A 14,993-nucleotide genomic window follows, 5' to 3' on the forward strand; every position below is an offset into this window, starting at 1 on the left:
CTCCTAGCACTACGTAACTTTAGGTGAGGTTGAGACAAAAAGATTAGCTGCCGCAATGTCAGCAGCACCAGGACGATTTTTATGAATCGAGCTTTGAGGTATCTCAAATTCGTCTGCCTTAGTCCACCGAACTCCGAGTCCGCGAACCAGATAGCGGTTCGTTCTAGAAAAATCAGATGCCTCTGAAAAGTCACCCTGTCTGAATGAAATCATTCTCAGATCGTACAATCGCGTAATGGCATCCGCGATGTGGTGTCTCTTAACACCGGTAATCAGCGCTAACCGGTCATAGGACAGCATAGCGATGCCACCTCGATTTGAGTCCCTGTACGCAAGCAAGGCGATGTACACCTTTAATGCCGACAATGACGCTCTGCTGAAGTTGAACTCAGTGAGCATGAGAATCTTGGCGCCAAACGAGCCATCGTAGAGCCAGCGTTTCGGGATTTTCGCCCAACTTTTACTTTCAAGCCAGCCGCAAATCAGGATGCTCGACCCCTTCCTGAGGGCCTGTGCTTTTCGCTGGATAAGCCCCTCTACTTCTAGTCGCGTCAACGCCTTCGCAACAGTTGGCCGAGACAAGCCAGTGAGCCGAATCAGCTCCTCATAAGTCACGCTCGCATTTCCAGTTATGAAATCTGCTCGACAGCACAGCGCTAGGTAAAGCTTGAGCGAGGAAATGCATGCGTTTCTTGCGGACTTATCCTCCTTCAACCACATCGACTTTACCGAATAGGACTCATCCGCAAAGTTGACGAGTTCGCCTGCACGTATCCAATCGACAGGCATTTTGGCCCATTCAGACACAGGACGACCCATTTCGACTTCGCTCATTTCGACCTCCACGCATGCATCAGCAAACCAGCACTCAGAAGCAAGATACAGCACAACGCTAGCTTCAACGGATCAGCCGAGAGCGCTTTATCAATCACAAACAGGACGGAATTCATTGCCTGGAACCTCAAAAAAATGGCTACAGGAGAAACGCTAACGCCAAGCGCAGTTGCTATCTAGATATAGGCGCCTATCAAATCTTACATAACTATCTGTTAAATATGAAAATATAGGCAAACTGATTAGTTAATTTGAGGTCGGCTTGAGACGCGGGTTTTTGCCTGTTTTTTGATCAATTTGAACTCAATTTTAAATTTCCATGCGCTCCAGCACATCCTATCGAATGAGCACGTTTGCAGTGAAACCAGCTGACTTATGAGCACTCACTGTTGCAACGGTTCAACACAGGCTAAGTGCTATATCGAGATCTGTTCGAAGCCTTCGACCGAACCCCATCAATACATAAATCGTATTCTTCGTCTCAAACAAACACCCATGAGTGAAAGAAACCGCCAACGTTGTTCGAACCCAATCGCCAGGTGGGAAGCGGCCTTTGCTATCTTCGATAACGGTCAAAGCGTAAACGAGAGCAGGGATTAACCCTCTATCGGTGATGGCTTTTCTCTGACGCGTTGTAACTTCGATGTCCAATATTGCCCAATCAGCAACAAGACAGTAGGCACGGGAAGGAAAGTGCAGATTGGCGAGGGCCACTGCATCTGGGTTGGCGAGTTGGCACCCGCTTGTTTTCTCCCCTGCAGAAAGCAGTGAGGTAAACCCTGCCAAATTCATTCGTTCCTCCGGCCGATCAAAAAACCGATTCGAATGAGAATCATCCTTCAGCATAGTTCCCAGCGAATCGCCTGGTACAGATGGCGACGAATAGCAGCTAGGTCATCTCACACCTCGTTCCTCTACTCTTCCTTTATCTCACTGAACGGGATGATTTCTATTGGCGGCGCCACCGTACAAAGTGGTTTGCGCCAATAACCCACGCTATGCCATTGGCCATGCTTGAACCCAACCTCGGGGTAGGTGCCGATGTGGGTAAACCCGAGCGCTTCATGGATACCTATGCTTCCCGCGTTGGGTAAGGCGATGCCGGCATAGGCTGCATGAAACCCCTGTTTCTCTAGGACTGGTAGAAGCTGCTGATAAAGGGCACGACCAACCCCTTTTCGGTGCACTGACGGGTCGACATACACGGTGACATCCACCGACCAACGATAGGCTTCCCTGGCTCGATGCTGGCTGGCATAAGCGTATCCAACGACCTTGCCGTCCATCTCAGCTACCAGATAGGGATACGTTGGCAGTGTTGCGGCTATTCGTGCTGCCATCTCATCGACAGTCGGTGGCGTCAGCTCAAACGAGATGACCGTGTCCAAAACCATCGGCGCATAGATAGCCTGGATGTCAGAGGCATCAGCGGGTGTAGCTACCCTCACTTTATAATTCATGTCTTTCCTTGCTGCCCCTTAAAGAACCACGTTTGAAGGGCTGAACCACCTAGGCCCAGCCCTTGAGAATGTCGCGATAGAACCGTGAACTTTGCCTCAAACGGGCTCACCGCATCCACGAACCGTAGAGAGCACCGTTCACTGAATTGGTAGCTTCTGCTCGTGGAGACCAGGCTGCGGGATATCCACGACGACCTCTTTACCACCGAAAACCTTCGCCAAGAACAACGCCGTTAGCCCACCGAAAAACTGCGCGATTATGAACGGCGCGGCGTCTGATATCCGTATCCCCGAGAACGTATCGGTGAACCCACGAGCAATCGTTACCGCCGGATTAGCAAAGCTCGTGGAGGACGTGAACCAGTAGGCTGCAATAACATACGCGGCAACCACCTGAGGCACTTTTGCTTTGTGATATTTATCGCACAGCAGAATTGTCAGCACCAATCCCGACGTTGCCACGTACTCACTGAACCATTGCGATGGCCCTGTGCGAACATGATGGGAGAACTCGACCACAGGCAGCTCGAACATGAAATGCGCAGCGAATACCCCGAAGATTGCACCCGTTGTTTGAGCCGCCACGTATGGGCCCAGTTGCTTACTGCTCAGTCCTCCGCGCAAATAGTCGACTACAGAGACCACCGGGTTGAAGTGCGCACCGGAAAAAGTGGAGAAGCACACGATCAGTACATACAAGCTCGCGCCAGTTGCCAGCGCATTGGCAAGAAGCGCTAGCGCATCGTTACCGTTCGCCAGGCGCTGACCCATGATTCCAGAACCAACTACGGTGCACAGCAGAACTGCTGTACCGAGAAACTCAGCCAAGATCTTCCGTGAAGTACTCATTGGATAGGCCTATGAGGAGAGATTTGAGGGGTAGCGGCTACTGAGCTGGCTCGTAGCCGCAGACGCTGTTACGAGCAGCAGGACTTGGGCTTGACGGGCTGACTCCCTTCCACGACATACAGCGCATCGTCTGCGGAAAGGTAGGCATCTCCTGCGGCCAGCTCCGTAGGCACCCCGCGCTTGTAAACCCTGCCGCTATCGCCGGTGAGTTCAAGCCCAGGCCCTCGGTAGATCACCGTCACAGACTTCCCGCTCTGAACTTCAGGCTTGGTACCAGTAACAGTGACGGAGTAGAACCGGACTGAGCCTATTCGCTTGGTTGAGGCGTCGTTCCTCGCCTCAATCTTTATTCCCGTCAGACCGACTTCTTGAAGCTGCTGGTAGAACTCCTGTTCTTGAAGCACGCCTGAGTAGCAGGCCGACCACAGCTTAGTGTCTCGCTTCAACTCATCAGGAATGGCGATATCTGAAACGTTGTCAGAAATTGCAAAGCGTCCGCCTGGTTTCAGTACCCGAAAAATTTCGGCAAAAACATTCTGCTTTTCGGTCTCACCAACCAGATTGATCACACAGTTCGAGATCACCAGATCGACAGACTCTCTGTCGATAAGAGGCTTGGACTGAGAGCTATCGCTGATGAACTGCTCGAAGTTTTTCCACGATGCCCAATCAGCACAAGGCTCTGTACGCAGGCGTTCCTCGGCCAGCTCCTGATCGATTTTCAAGTTGCTCGCGGAGGCCTTGTAGAAACGCAAAGGTGCGCTATCCGTTGCCTTCTGAAACGCCTTCGCTTCTTCACGAGCGATCTGCAACATGCTTGGGTTGATGTCGATACCAAAGACAGCACCGTTACTGCCGACGATTTGGGCAGCGACGTAGCAATTCAGACCGGCCCCTGAGCCCAAGTCCAGAACGACATCACCTTCGCGCACATACTTGGTCGGGTTACCGCACCCGAAGTTGGCCTCGATGATTCGCTTTGGAATGTTCTTCAGGTATGGGGCGCCATAAGCGTCGCTGCAGCAGCTCTCAGTCAGCTGCGATTCAAGGACAACGTTGCCGTTGCTCAACGCCTCGGTGTAGTCGGCGATGATTGTGTTTTCAATTGCAGAAGTCATTAGTCACATCTCCCGTTTAGCAGCACGAAGTACCATCAGCGCAGCACGATTCCTCGGCAGAGCCTGCGATGGGTACAAGCCCTTTGGTGACCTTGGGATCCCGGATTGAAGGCGTGTTGCAGTCGAAGAAGCCACTCTTGTCTAAGGCTGGCTCGACATAGCAGCGCACTGGTATGAATTGGCCTTGGTAAGGCGCGGACATCAGCAGATTGAAGGTCTTCTCGCACACCGCTGTACGGATGCCGCGCTGGTAGGTATGGCCGTCGTCGTCGACGGTATGCTTCCAGGGACCTTTGTAGATAACGGCATGCCCCTGGTCGAGGCACACGCCGGCTTTACCCTTGTATGCGCTCACGGTGAACAGTCGGAACTCAATGCCGTCCTGAATGGAGACGGGCACCTCGGATGCGAGCTCATAGGTGATGCCATGGAAACCCGCCTCGCAGAGTTGCTCGGCAACAGCGGGCTCCGTGAGCGCGTTATTGCACTCCACCCCCTCAACAGTGAAGGCCCTGAGCGATACGGCTTCCTCATCAGACAGAATAGCCGGGAATACCAGTCGACCATGACGTTGCAGTCGCTCGTAGAGCGATTGCGCGATTCGGCCAAATTCGGGCTCAGCATTGAACCCTTCCCAGTAAATGTTCGCGAACACGGCCGCGGCGGGATCGGCTCCGTTCGCACTCGAACTGAACGCTAAGCCTTGAGCCTCCCCAAACTGGGCTGTGAGTTCGTCATTGCGGCTCTCGGAGCAGATGAAAAGAGTGTCTTTGCTATCCTTCAGCGACCTGTTCAATGCCTCGTTATGCGCGCGCCAGGCAATATGGCCCGGCACCTGGAGACCATCAGTTTGGTTGGCCAGCCTGAGAGCTGCCTGCAACAAAGTAAGTGACGACATCTTTTATCTCCTTAGCATTTCAGGCAGCAGCGTTTGAACACACCCTCTTCCGGCGGTGTGACCGAGTCCATGAAGAGCTTGTCCAGGCGAGAGTCCGAATGCTGCCAGTCGAAGTGAAATTCGTGCTCCTCCAACTGCAACTCCTTCACCGTGTCGTTGTTAAGCAACGGTGAGCCTTTATAGAGATGCAGCCGAGTCTCAAACTGGATAGGGTCGACGATGTTCTCCAGCTCGTTGCGAGCAATGAAATCGTGCAGCTCGGCCATGTCCTCAAGGCTCACCCAAGGGTTGAACGTGATGAAGGTCGGATTAACCTTGACGCCGGCCTCCTTCAGGAACGCCAACGCCTCCTCGATCATGGGCACGTTCATTTCCTTGAAGACCTGATCGAGAACTTCCTGCTTGGGGAACTCCAACGCGGTTGTGATGAAAGCAAGCCCGAGCTGCCCCATTTCCTTGATGGCGTCTTTGTTCTCCAGAATATGATCCACGCGAGTGGTGAAGTCGTACGTGAGGTCGGGGAATTGCGAATGCAGAGTCCGGATGATTTTCAAACCGTGCTTCTTGGCATTAAAAAAATCGGCATCCGTGAAGGTGAGGTGAGTCATTCCCTGTGCGACGAGGTTCGCCACGTCGCGCTCTACAAGATCGTCGGAGACCAAAAGCACCTTGCCGTCGTAGGCTGCATACACGGAACAGTAGGAACACTTGTGGTGACATCCGCGTGACCCTTCGACTCCACCCACAACTTTCTTTTCGCCGAGCAGCTTCTCCAACTGAGGTTGCGGGTATTTGTGTAGAGGCGGTGCCAAGTCCCTGCGCGGCAGGCGGAACCCGTCACGGATCAACTGAGGCACCACAATCTCACTGGAAAGGCCGCGAGTCCGATCGATCACTCCGCGCAGATCTTGTTCCTGTTCGCCACTCAGGTGTTTAGCCAAGCTGACAATGGGTTTTTCCCACTCGCCGGCGATCGCATAGTCACCGTATTTGGAGGCCAGGCTTTTTGCATTGATGGTCGCGTATTGACCGAAGAAGCAAATTTTCTGGGAGGGCTTCGCCTCTTTAAGCTGCTTGGCCAGCTGCGTTCCCGCAGTCAGAGAGTCAAAAAGCGGTACGCAGATGAAGACCAAATCTGCATCGCTGAATCTCTCTAGGGAAAGCCCCTCAACGTAGATATCGATCAGCTGCGCGTCGATATCTGCATCGAGTAGAGCTGTTGTAGCAGATATCGCGTTGAGCGGTTGATACCCCCCTTCGAATGTACTTGCGACCAGGTACTTCATTCTCTTTCTCCTTGAGCTCAGGCACGACGATTCGGTGACTGGAGTCACTGATGGTTTTGTAGGAATTCGAAGTTAAAGCGAGATCAGCAGAAGAACTGCCAGACCTATCAATGCTTGTAGAACTGAACCGGCAGTCACCAAGCGCATATACCTGCCGGTGCTGTATTCGGGGAAAGCGTCCGATTTGACCAGCCAGTAATAGCTGTCGTTAGGGAGAATGGCGACGAAGGATCCCAGGCACACGGCGAACGTGACGCTCATCAAATCCACTCCGCTGGACGCCAGGATCGGAGAAAGAACAGGAGGGATGGCAGCAAAGGTCGCAAGCGAAGAACCATTCAGAGTTTTGAATACCGCTGCCAGTAGGAATACCCCAACCAAAATGTGTGTGGTGCTACCCGATGCGCTGAATGCCTGCTGAATCAGGTCCTTGGGAAGCACCAGACCGAGGGCTTGGCCCAACGCAGACGCACAGCCGATCGTAAACAATAGCGAGCTGGTTCTACGCATCGCTTTGGACAGCAGATCTTGAACCTCACCAGGTTTGCAGCTAAATGCGATCAACAGCGATGTGGCGATCAGCGCCCCTGCGGGAGTAGTGAAGAACTCAATTACGGAGTGCTGGTTCTTGGGAATGGCATACCCGGTAATCAGGAGCACGAAAAACACAGCCAAAGGCAGCATTACCTTAAGAACCGAGTCCTGAGGCGCTATTGGGTCAGTCGATCCACGGGAGGATAGAAAGTCCGTGCGGGTCGTCCAGTAGGTCCAGATCGTCCCGGCAGCCCATGTGACGACTGTGAGCAACAGCCCTAGATACAGAAACTGCGGATCATGAGTGTTAGCCCCTAACCCAATCCCAATTATCAGCGGGCCAGCGGGCATCAGAAGCTTGAACCCCGAGTAGCAGCCGATCGCAATGTACTTCCTGTGTTGCCCCGCAATGGGAGCAAGAGAGGCATAAGCTGTATCGGGGCATACCATCCCAGCACCCAGCAGGGGTGACAGAGAGATACCGAACTTTCCGAAGGAAGCGCTTCCCTGCGTCGAGATCCAGCCAGCAATGAAAAACGCGCTCAGGATCACGATAGCGAAATAGCCGAGATTGTTTCCGAATCCTTTGCTCAGCGATTGGAATACGTCACCGCTGCTTGTGCCGGCAAGAAGGGGGATCAGTATTGCACCCAGTAGCATCGCGACAGGGAGAGGAATGGAAACGCTGCTCCATAGGTTCCGTAACCGGGAGCCAGTTTTCGTCCTAAGCGCTTCTACCAACATCCATGTACCTCCAAGCAATACCGAAACCGCCTCTGAAAGGTCCGTGAACCTTGTCTCTAATTCACAATCGCAAAATACGTTGCGCCTCGCAACCAATATTTTGGAACAATTTTTCGGGCCGTTATGCCCAAAAATATGTGTCGCTACGACTGCTAAGGTGGTATTAGCGTTTTCCCGGAATTGCGAGCCGAGTGCTATGCCAAAGAACGATCAGATCGACCAGGATGCCGAACAGCTCTATGAAGCGCTGAGTCATTTGGTTCGCGTGTACCAGTTTCGAGACAGAGATCGCAACTGCTGCGAAGGTCTATCCGTCACTCAATGCTACGCGCTTGAGCATGTGATAAAGGCTGGGCCTGTTCGCGTTCAATCGCTGGCCAGCGAGCTTTTTCTCGATAAGAGTAATGCCAGCCGGCTGGTCGATTCGCTTGCCAAACAGGGCCTGGTTCAACGTGTACCGGACGCAAGTGACGGCCGTGCGCTGGCAATCACCGTGACGCCCGAAGGCATGGCCATCTACGAAAGCATTCGATCGGACTTGGTGGGAGAAGCTCGTAATCTAGCCTGCGACTTATCGAAAGAAGCACGTGATGGCGCGATCGAAATGCTACGCCGCTTCGCCAAAGCCACCGAACAACGCTGCGGCCTGAAAGACCTTAGCCGTGACGAATATCTGCCAAGCAAATGTTGCTGAAATAGCAAAATCTGTCCTTCTCCCGAAAAATCGCACCGTCTCTAGACCTGTAAAGTCTGAGAAAAAGTGCCCCTCACCTAAAGTCTTACGAATGTCTCAAAAAATTCTGTTCTTCCCAATGTCCATGCCAGACGAGACCCTTCAATCACGAGTTACCCGATATCATTTACTTTCGGGAAATAGAACTGAGCGTGAGACTTTTAAAGATCTTTTTGGTGCCGAACCATTTGTTATCAAAATTATCCCGAAACGAATCGAAGACCTTGCGGAGAAGCTTCCTGGCGACAAGAGCGATAATCTAAATGAGTTGCTTGCGTGCAATACTATTCTTCCTGCTTACAAGCCATTCTTAGGCATCTCCAAAATCAACCATGATGACAATAGCACTTCGCTCGTATCCAGACTTCCTCGTAGAGAGGTAAGTTTTCATAGCATGGCTAAGATTTGCCTTTCCTGTGCCCAATCGGATCTTATTGAGATGGGACATTCGTACTGGCACCGATCTCATCACATTCCGGGCGTAACAGCTTGCTGGAGACACGGTGAGACTTTATTACAGGCCTGTCCAACTTGCACTCATCCGTTTTACCGAAAAAACAAGCTATTACCTATGTTAACCAGCTCCTGCGTATGCGGCTGGAGACCATTAGGCTCACACTCTCCTTCGAGAGTGCCGGAAATCGAGCAAAAATTTGCGCAGTTTGCAAAGGACCTTCTGCACAGTGACTTGCCGGCAGTTCCATCTGGGGTATTAGCCGCATGCTATCGTCGACAAGCTAAGAAAAATGGGTTTGCTCGTGGAAACCTTATGGCGACGACGAAAATGTTCGAAAGTATCCAATCAAAATTTGGTCATGATTTTTTGTCGCGAATTGATAACGCGTACGCGTCAGGCAAGTACCATCAGTGGATAAGAACCACCACTGTTAATGATCAGCTAGATATGCCCATCACCCGACACCTCATCATTTCTCTTCATTTATTTGGAGACGTGAAGACATTTAAAAAGAGAATTACGGAAGAGCTAATACTATTTACTGGAACAAAGTCCAGAAAACCATACAACAAAACAACCCCTAACACCACCAAGGCACTTCATCGCCTGAAAGTTAACAACATCATTGAAGCCCGTACGGGAGCAACCTTGGATTACTTATGGAAACATGCGTATCAAGCTACCCTTTGGCTCACAGCAAATGATAAAAAATGGCTTTTAGGCGTACTCTCAAAAAAAGTAAATACTGCGTCAACAGAAGAATCTAAAACCAATAAACTCGATAACGAATACGCAGACATAATTAAAATTGGCGTTAATGATCTTTATAAAATTAGCAAAACACAGATCCGCGTCAATCTTGGAAATATGCTTGCATTGCTACCAAAGAGAATAGCAGGCGTCCCTCAACGAAATAGCCTATTTCCACTGGTATCCGAACAGCTCGAAACTAATTTTGAATCAGTGTGGCACTTCCGTTTGCGCAGAATTATTTCAGTGCTATCAGAAATGCACCGTCTGAAATTAACTCCCACTATTACGAGCTTGGTTCAACTGTCGTCTTTGCCTAATCAAGCTTGGAGCGCACTCATTAGCTACTTCGAATGGAATGTGGAAAAAATGGTGAGCGAAGGAATAGATGTTGAAAAAGAATTGGCCAAAGCAAACGTCACCCGCCAATGGGAGGGCCCTCCTGGTTACCAAATGTCCCTCGGAGGACGAGCCTACACCAAGCAAAAAAGTTAAGTAGCCACCCTTGGCCTGCATTCCCTTCGCTTAGATGGGGCGATCTATCGATTCCGACAAACGATCCTCGGCTCGCCCTTCTTCACTGGAGGGTGACGCATCTAACCACCCAGCACATTCGCTTTACCGCATATTCGAATTATCATATATTCGATTTTCCATATGCGGGAGAAGTGAACATGAGCGAGCTCATCACCCCCACCGTCCTGTTTAAAAGCTTGGCAGATGCCACTCGAACCAAAATAACGCTACTCATCGCCCGCGAGGGCGAACTCTGTGTATGCGAACTGACCGTGGCTCTTGGGCAGAGCCAACCCAAAATATCTCGACACCTCGCGTTGCTGAGATCCTCTGGGTTACTGGCGGATCGGCGCCAAGGCCAATGGGTTTACTACCGACTCCACCCTGACCTACCTAGCTGGGTCACCGAAGTGCTTAAAGGTGTCGTCGATGCCAACCGACAGTGGCTGGACACAGAAACTAAGCAGCTCTGTGAAATGGATGATCGTCGAGTCAATCAGACCGTATGCGGCTGATCCAATCCTCATTGACACCCTGAGCGCCTTGGCTTTGCGCCTTAGCTTTTAATTCCAGGAGATCACAATGAAAGTCCTATTCATGTGCACCCACAACAGCTGCAGGAGCATCTTGTCCGAGGCGGTGTTCAATCACCTTGCTCCTGAAGGAATGGAAGCCGTCAGTTCCGGGAGCTTCCCAAGTGGCCGGGTAAACAAGCGAGCGATTCAAACGCTCAAAGCTGCTGGTATCCCTACTGAAGGCCTTAGCAGTAAAGCATCCGATGCCTTTGAAGGGGCGCCACCAGAGATCGTGATCACCGTCTGCGATCGGGCTGCCGGCGAAGCCTGCCCGATTTTCTTCGGCCCGGCGCTCAAGGCTCACTGGGGGTTGGCTGATCCATCCGAAGCTACGGGATCGGAAGCGCAGATCGATGCGGCATTCCAGCAAACCCTGATCAAAATCCAGGAGCGGGTAAACGCCTTCATTTCGTTGCCTATCGCTACGTTGAGCGAAGCAGATCTCAAAGCTGAGCTAACTCGCATCGGCACATTGTGAGCCAAGCGTCGCCGGGACCAGGAGTAACTATGAAAGACTATTTCCCAAACATCGAAGCGGATCTCATCGACGTCCCAAGCATGGAACGGCTCACTCCTTGTGAGCCGTCCACTCATAAACCCCGAATTCTTCTCATCTACGGTTCAACCCGCGAGCGTTCGTTCAGCCGGTTGGTTACCCAGGAAGCCGCGCGGTTGCTGGAGCACTTTGGTGCGGAAACACGAATCTTCAACCCATCAGGATTACCGCTGCCTGATGATGCTCCGGATACCCATCCGAAAGTCGCAGAGCTCCGCGAGCTAATGCAGTGGTCGGAAGGACAGGTGTGGTGTTCTCCGGAGCGTCATGGATCGATGAGCGCCGTCTTTAAAGCTCAGATCGACTGGGTGCCTTTGGCGATGGGCGCAGTACGTCCAACCCAAGGTAAAACCTTGGCAGTCATGCAGGTTTGTGGCGGCTCTCAGTCTTTCAATGTAGTGAACCAACTACGGGTTTTGGGACGTTGGATGCGCATGGTGACAATCCCCAATCAGTCATCAGTGCCCAAGGCGTTCACCGAGTTTGACGAGGATGGACGTATGAAGCCTTCGTCTTACTACGACCGCCTGGTCGACGTGATGGAAGAACTGATGAAGTTCACCCTGCTATTGCGTGACCGCCAGGACTACCTGGTAGACCGTTACTCGGAACGCAAAGAGTCGGCCGAAGAGCTGTCGAAACGAGTGAATCAGCGCTCTATCTAAGGATCTCATCATGTCTCACCCTTTCTCGATCCTAGCAATGCCAGATGGTACGGGCACTCTCATCTTTACCCCGTGTCCGGGTACTCAGGATGAGCCGCTTCAGCAAGCGCACGACACTCTGAAAAACGCAGGCGCCAGAGCCATTGTCAGTCTGATGGCCGACACCGAACTTACTCACAACGGCGTCGGTGAGTAAGGTCAGTAAGTCCAGGCAGCTGGACTCACTTGGTTTCAGTTACCGATTGAGGACGATGAGGCTCCCGACGCTGAATTTGAGGCCAAGTGGCAGAAGGCTCTCCCAGCATTGTCGGAGCTTCTGAAGGCAAGCCAAGCCGTTGCGATTCATTGCAAAGGTGGGTCGGGACATTTCCGATCAACAGATATTGGCCAGATATAGTCATTCGCTAGAGGTTCAGGATTTTGTCGTGCCAAATAACGTGGCTCCAATGGATTGAGGAGAAAGAGGTCATCGTTTTCCAGAAAGTAATCGCCATCCTTTAGGAAAAACCGAAAAAGCGGGCGTTAGGATGTGCTCATTCTTTAACTGTCGGGATGAGTACAAACTGGACGCGCACCTCAAACCCCTGACCCTGTCCCCTCGCCGGTGAGGCCAGGGTCATGCTGGCGCCGACGCCTTGAACAATGGTTTTTGCAATTGCCAGGCCCAGGCCTGAACCGCTTGCTTCACTGCTGCCTCGCACAAAGCGCTCGGTCAGGCGCTGCAACACTGGCGCTGGCACTGTTGGTCCGCCATTGACAACTTGCAGTAACGCCTGAGCAGTCAGGCTGACCTCGACCGGTTGATCGGTTGCGCCGTACTTCAGCGCATTCTCGATCAGGTTGCGCAACAGGATGCCGAACGCGTCCGGATCAATAGCGGAGTAGACGCAAGCCTTGGTGGGTAACTTCAACTTGATTCGATGCCCACTGCCGAGGTTCCACTCATCGACCCCATGGGCCAGCAACGGGATCAGGTCCTGAGGGACTGCGGAAAGCAGCCCGCCGCCCTCGGCCTTGGCCAGTTGCATGAGTTTTTCCGAGAGCCGCGCCAACTCGCGCAATGAGTTTTCGATCTTCGCCGCCCGCACGCGCAGCGGCCCTTCGGGCGCTTCGTGGCGCAGCCGCTGGATCTGCGCCAGGGTCGCGGCCAGTGGCGTGCGAAGCTCGTGAGCGCTGTTGGCGGTAAAGCTGCGCTCGGCCTCCAATGCCTTGCGCAAGCGCTCCAGCAAATGGTTGACCGCGTCGGCCAACGGGTCGATTTCTGCCGGCAGTCGGGCCACTTTGATCGGTGACAGATCGCCCACACCACGAGCCTCCACGGCACGACGATAGGCCAACACGCTGCGCAAGCTGATGCGCACAAACAACCAAGTGCCCAACAGGCTGATGGGAATCAGCGCCAATAACGGCATCAACAAGGCAAACAAGGCTTCCCGCGCGGCTTCGCGGCGATGCCCAAGTGGTTCGGCAATCTCAATAAACAGCGTCTCGCGCAGCGCGCTCGCGCCATACAGACGGTATTTTTCAGTTGTGGAAAAGCCTTCACTCGGCTGCTTGTTGAAGATCTTCGGGTTGGAGTCGTGGGACTTCATCAGAATCTCACCATTGGCATTGCGCACTAGGTACGTCAAGTATTCCTTGTGCGTTTTCAGGGTGGCGATGTGTTGTGCTTCGCGGGGCTCTTCGCGGTTGCTGATCTCCAGCACGGCCAGGGGCAGGATGCGTTGCGCGGTCTCCTCCAGAGCGCTGTCGAACGCCTCGTTCAACTCATGTTGCACCACCAGCCAGGCACCGACGGTAGCCCCGAGCCAGAGCAAGGTCATGCCCAGGGTCAGCCCCAGGCCGAGGCGTTTTTGCAGGCTCGACGACGACTTCATACGGACATCAACCGGTAACCCATGCCGCGCACGGTTTCGATCAGATCGCGCCCGAGTTTTTTACGCAAGCGACTGATATACACCTCGATGGTGTTGCTCTCGATTTCCGCGCCAAAGGCGTACAAGCGTTCCTCCAGTTGCGACTTCGACAGCAATGCGCTGGGGCGCTGGACAAACGCCTCGAACAACGCCCATTCCCGCGCCGTCAGGTCCACGGTGGCGCCGGCGCGCTGCACCGTGCGGGCGTTCATGTCGATCTGTAGTTCGCCGAGTTTGATCTGCGGGTTGGGGTTGCCGCTGTAACGTCTGGCCACCGCCGCCACCCGGGCAGAGAGTTCGAACAGATCGAACGGTTTGACCAGGTAGTCGTCGGCCCCGGCATTGAGGCCGGCGATGCGATCGGAGATCTGATCCTGGGCAGTCAGGATAATCACCGGGGTCACGTCCCCCGCTGAGCGCCGCTGACGCAAGAAGTCCAGCCCGCGACCGTCCGGCAGCATCAAGTCCAGCAGGATCAGGTCGTAAGGCGTGGTGCGCACGCTGCTGCGCGCATGGTCCAGGCGCTGCACCCAATCCACGGCGTGGCCGTCATCGGCGATCTGCTCGCGCACCGCTTCTCCCAGCCCGGGGGCGTCCTCGACCAATAAAACCCGCATATGGCACTTCCTGTGATGGTTGTCGTGCAACAGCCTAACCGCCTTACCTGACGTGAATCTGAAGATTCAGCTGGTTGTCAGGAATGGACCTTAGGGTATGCCACAGACGCCGACCCGGCAGGAGACAGATCATGAAATCAGCTTTTATTGCCAGTACCGCCCTGTTGAGCGTGCTGCTCAGCGGTTACGCCTTGGCCGACGACGAGTGCAATGAGCCGGTCAGCGACTGGCAACCGCGCGAAACCTTGCGCCAGCACGTGGAGCAGCAATGGGGCTGGAGCGTGCAGCGCATCAAGGTCGATGACGGTTGCTACAAGCTCAAGGGCGCTGACCGCAAGGGCAACGCGATCGAGGCCCGCTACGCCCCCGCCTCCCTGCGATTGCGCACGTTGCAGATCAATTTCGGCGATGACGGCGACGCTCGGGACTACCTCGCCAACCCTGCCCGCGAATGATCGCTGCGGATTTTTCCAGCCTGTTCAGGT

At 53.4% G+C, this 14,993-nt stretch carries 16 protein-coding genes; 6 read left to right on the forward strand and 10 right to left on the reverse strand.

Translation table 11 applies throughout. The annotated features are described in order from the left end of the window. Positions 1-9: 9 nt before the first annotated feature. The 8 genes from P5706_RS33030 to arsQ form a co-directional block, all read right to left on the reverse strand. A complete protein-coding gene (locus P5706_RS33030; protein ID WP_170036588.1) occupies positions 10-834 on the reverse strand; it encodes a MarR family transcriptional regulator in 825 nt (274 codons plus the stop codon). Between the two features lie 399 nt (positions 835-1,233). After that, complete coding sequence (locus P5706_RS33035; RefSeq protein ID WP_285684700.1) at positions 1,234-1,626, reverse strand: DUF6957 family protein; 393 nt, start codon at positions 1,624-1,626, stop codon at positions 1,234-1,236. 122 nt (positions 1,627-1,748) lie between these two features. Next, positions 1,749-2,294, reverse strand: a complete 546-nt coding sequence (locus tag P5706_RS33040; protein ID WP_170036584.1) for an arsinothricin resistance N-acetyltransferase ArsN1 family B — start codon at positions 2,292-2,294, stop codon at positions 1,749-1,751. Positions 2,295-2,432: 138 nt separating this feature from the next. Then, the gene (locus P5706_RS33045) at positions 2,433-3,143 is read right to left on the reverse strand and encodes an aquaporin (protein WP_170036582.1); all 711 of its coding nucleotides are present in this window, start codon (positions 3,141-3,143) and stop codon (positions 2,433-2,435) included. Positions 3,144-3,211: 68 nt separating this feature from the next. Further along, positions 3,212-4,261 (reverse strand): arsinothricin biosynthesis methyltransferase ArsM, encoded by a 1,050-nt coding sequence (gene arsM, locus P5706_RS33050; RefSeq protein WP_170036580.1) that lies wholly within the window; start codon positions 4,259-4,261, stop codon positions 3,212-3,214. Positions 4,262-4,277: 16 nt separating this feature from the next. After that, entirely contained in the window at positions 4,278-5,159 is an 882-nt protein-coding gene (locus P5706_RS33055; protein WP_170036578.1) for a DUF8838 domain-containing protein, read from the reverse strand. Positions 5,160-5,170: 11 nt separating this feature from the next. Further along, positions 5,171-6,445 carry an arsinothricin biosynthesis radical SAM protein ArsL gene (gene arsL / locus P5706_RS33060; RefSeq protein WP_017129314.1) on the reverse strand — a complete coding sequence of 425 codons (1,275 nt, stop codon included), beginning with the start codon at positions 6,443-6,445 and terminating at the stop codon, positions 5,171-5,173. Between the two features lie 72 nt (positions 6,446-6,517). Beyond that, positions 6,518-7,723: an arsinothricin export permease ArsQ gene (gene arsQ / locus P5706_RS33065; protein ID WP_170036576.1), complete on the reverse strand. Its 1,206-nt coding sequence runs from the start codon at positions 7,721-7,723 to the stop codon at positions 6,518-6,520. Positions 7,724-7,919: 196 nt separating this feature from the next. On the opposite strand from arsQ, the gene P5706_RS33070 reads away from it, so the two are divergent. The 5 genes from P5706_RS33070 (at position 7,920) to arsH (ending at position 11,975) form a co-directional block, all read left to right on the forward strand. Continuing rightward, positions 7,920-8,417 carry a MarR family winged helix-turn-helix transcriptional regulator gene (locus tag P5706_RS33070; protein WP_170036574.1) on the forward strand — a complete coding sequence of 166 codons (498 nt, stop codon included), beginning with the start codon at positions 7,920-7,922 and terminating at the stop codon, positions 8,415-8,417. Next, positions 8,386-10,158: a TniQ family protein gene (locus P5706_RS33075; protein WP_170036572.1), complete on the forward strand. Its 1,773-nt coding sequence runs from the start codon at positions 8,386-8,388 to the stop codon at positions 10,156-10,158. Before P5706_RS33070 ends, P5706_RS33075 begins: the two co-directional genes overlap by 32 nt. Positions 10,159-10,337: 179 nt before the next feature. Beyond that, the gene (locus P5706_RS33080; RefSeq protein WP_170036570.1) at positions 10,338-10,694 is read left to right on the forward strand and encodes a metalloregulator ArsR/SmtB family transcription factor; all 357 of its coding nucleotides are present in this window, start codon (positions 10,338-10,340) and stop codon (positions 10,692-10,694) included. 67 nt (positions 10,695-10,761) lie between these two features. Next, positions 10,762-11,232: an arsenate reductase ArsC gene (locus tag P5706_RS33085; RefSeq protein ID WP_170036568.1), complete on the forward strand. Its 471-nt coding sequence runs from the start codon at positions 10,762-10,764 to the stop codon at positions 11,230-11,232. Positions 11,233-11,261: 29 nt separating this feature from the next. Further along, positions 11,262-11,975, forward strand: coding sequence for an arsenical resistance protein ArsH (gene arsH, locus P5706_RS33090; protein WP_170036566.1), 714 nt, complete (start codon positions 11,262-11,264; stop codon positions 11,973-11,975). Positions 11,976-12,508: 533 nt separating this feature from the next. Here the strand turns inward: arsH and P5706_RS33095 are convergent. Both P5706_RS33095 and P5706_RS33100 read right to left on the reverse strand, forming a co-directional pair. Beyond that, positions 12,509-13,852 (reverse strand): sensor histidine kinase, encoded by a 1,344-nt coding sequence (locus P5706_RS33095; RefSeq protein ID WP_170036564.1) that lies wholly within the window; start codon positions 13,850-13,852, stop codon positions 12,509-12,511. Next, positions 13,849-14,508: a response regulator transcription factor gene (locus P5706_RS33100; RefSeq protein WP_170036562.1), complete on the reverse strand. Its 660-nt coding sequence runs from the start codon at positions 14,506-14,508 to the stop codon at positions 13,849-13,851. Before P5706_RS33100 ends, P5706_RS33095 begins: the two co-directional genes overlap by 4 nt. A 131-nt stretch (positions 14,509-14,639) precedes the next feature. Here P5706_RS33100 and P5706_RS33105 point away from each other — a divergent pair, with 131 nt between their 5' ends. Beyond that, entirely contained in the window at positions 14,640-14,963 is a 324-nt protein-coding gene (locus tag P5706_RS33105) for a PepSY domain-containing protein (RefSeq protein ID WP_170036560.1), read from the forward strand. Positions 14,964-14,993 lie beyond the last annotated feature (30 nt).

The sequence above is a fragment of the Pseudomonas sp. ChxA genome (genome assembly GCF_030263855.1).
In the GTDB taxonomy this organism is placed as follows: domain Bacteria; phylum Pseudomonadota; class Gammaproteobacteria; order Pseudomonadales; family Pseudomonadaceae; genus Aquipseudomonas; species Aquipseudomonas fluorescens_CB.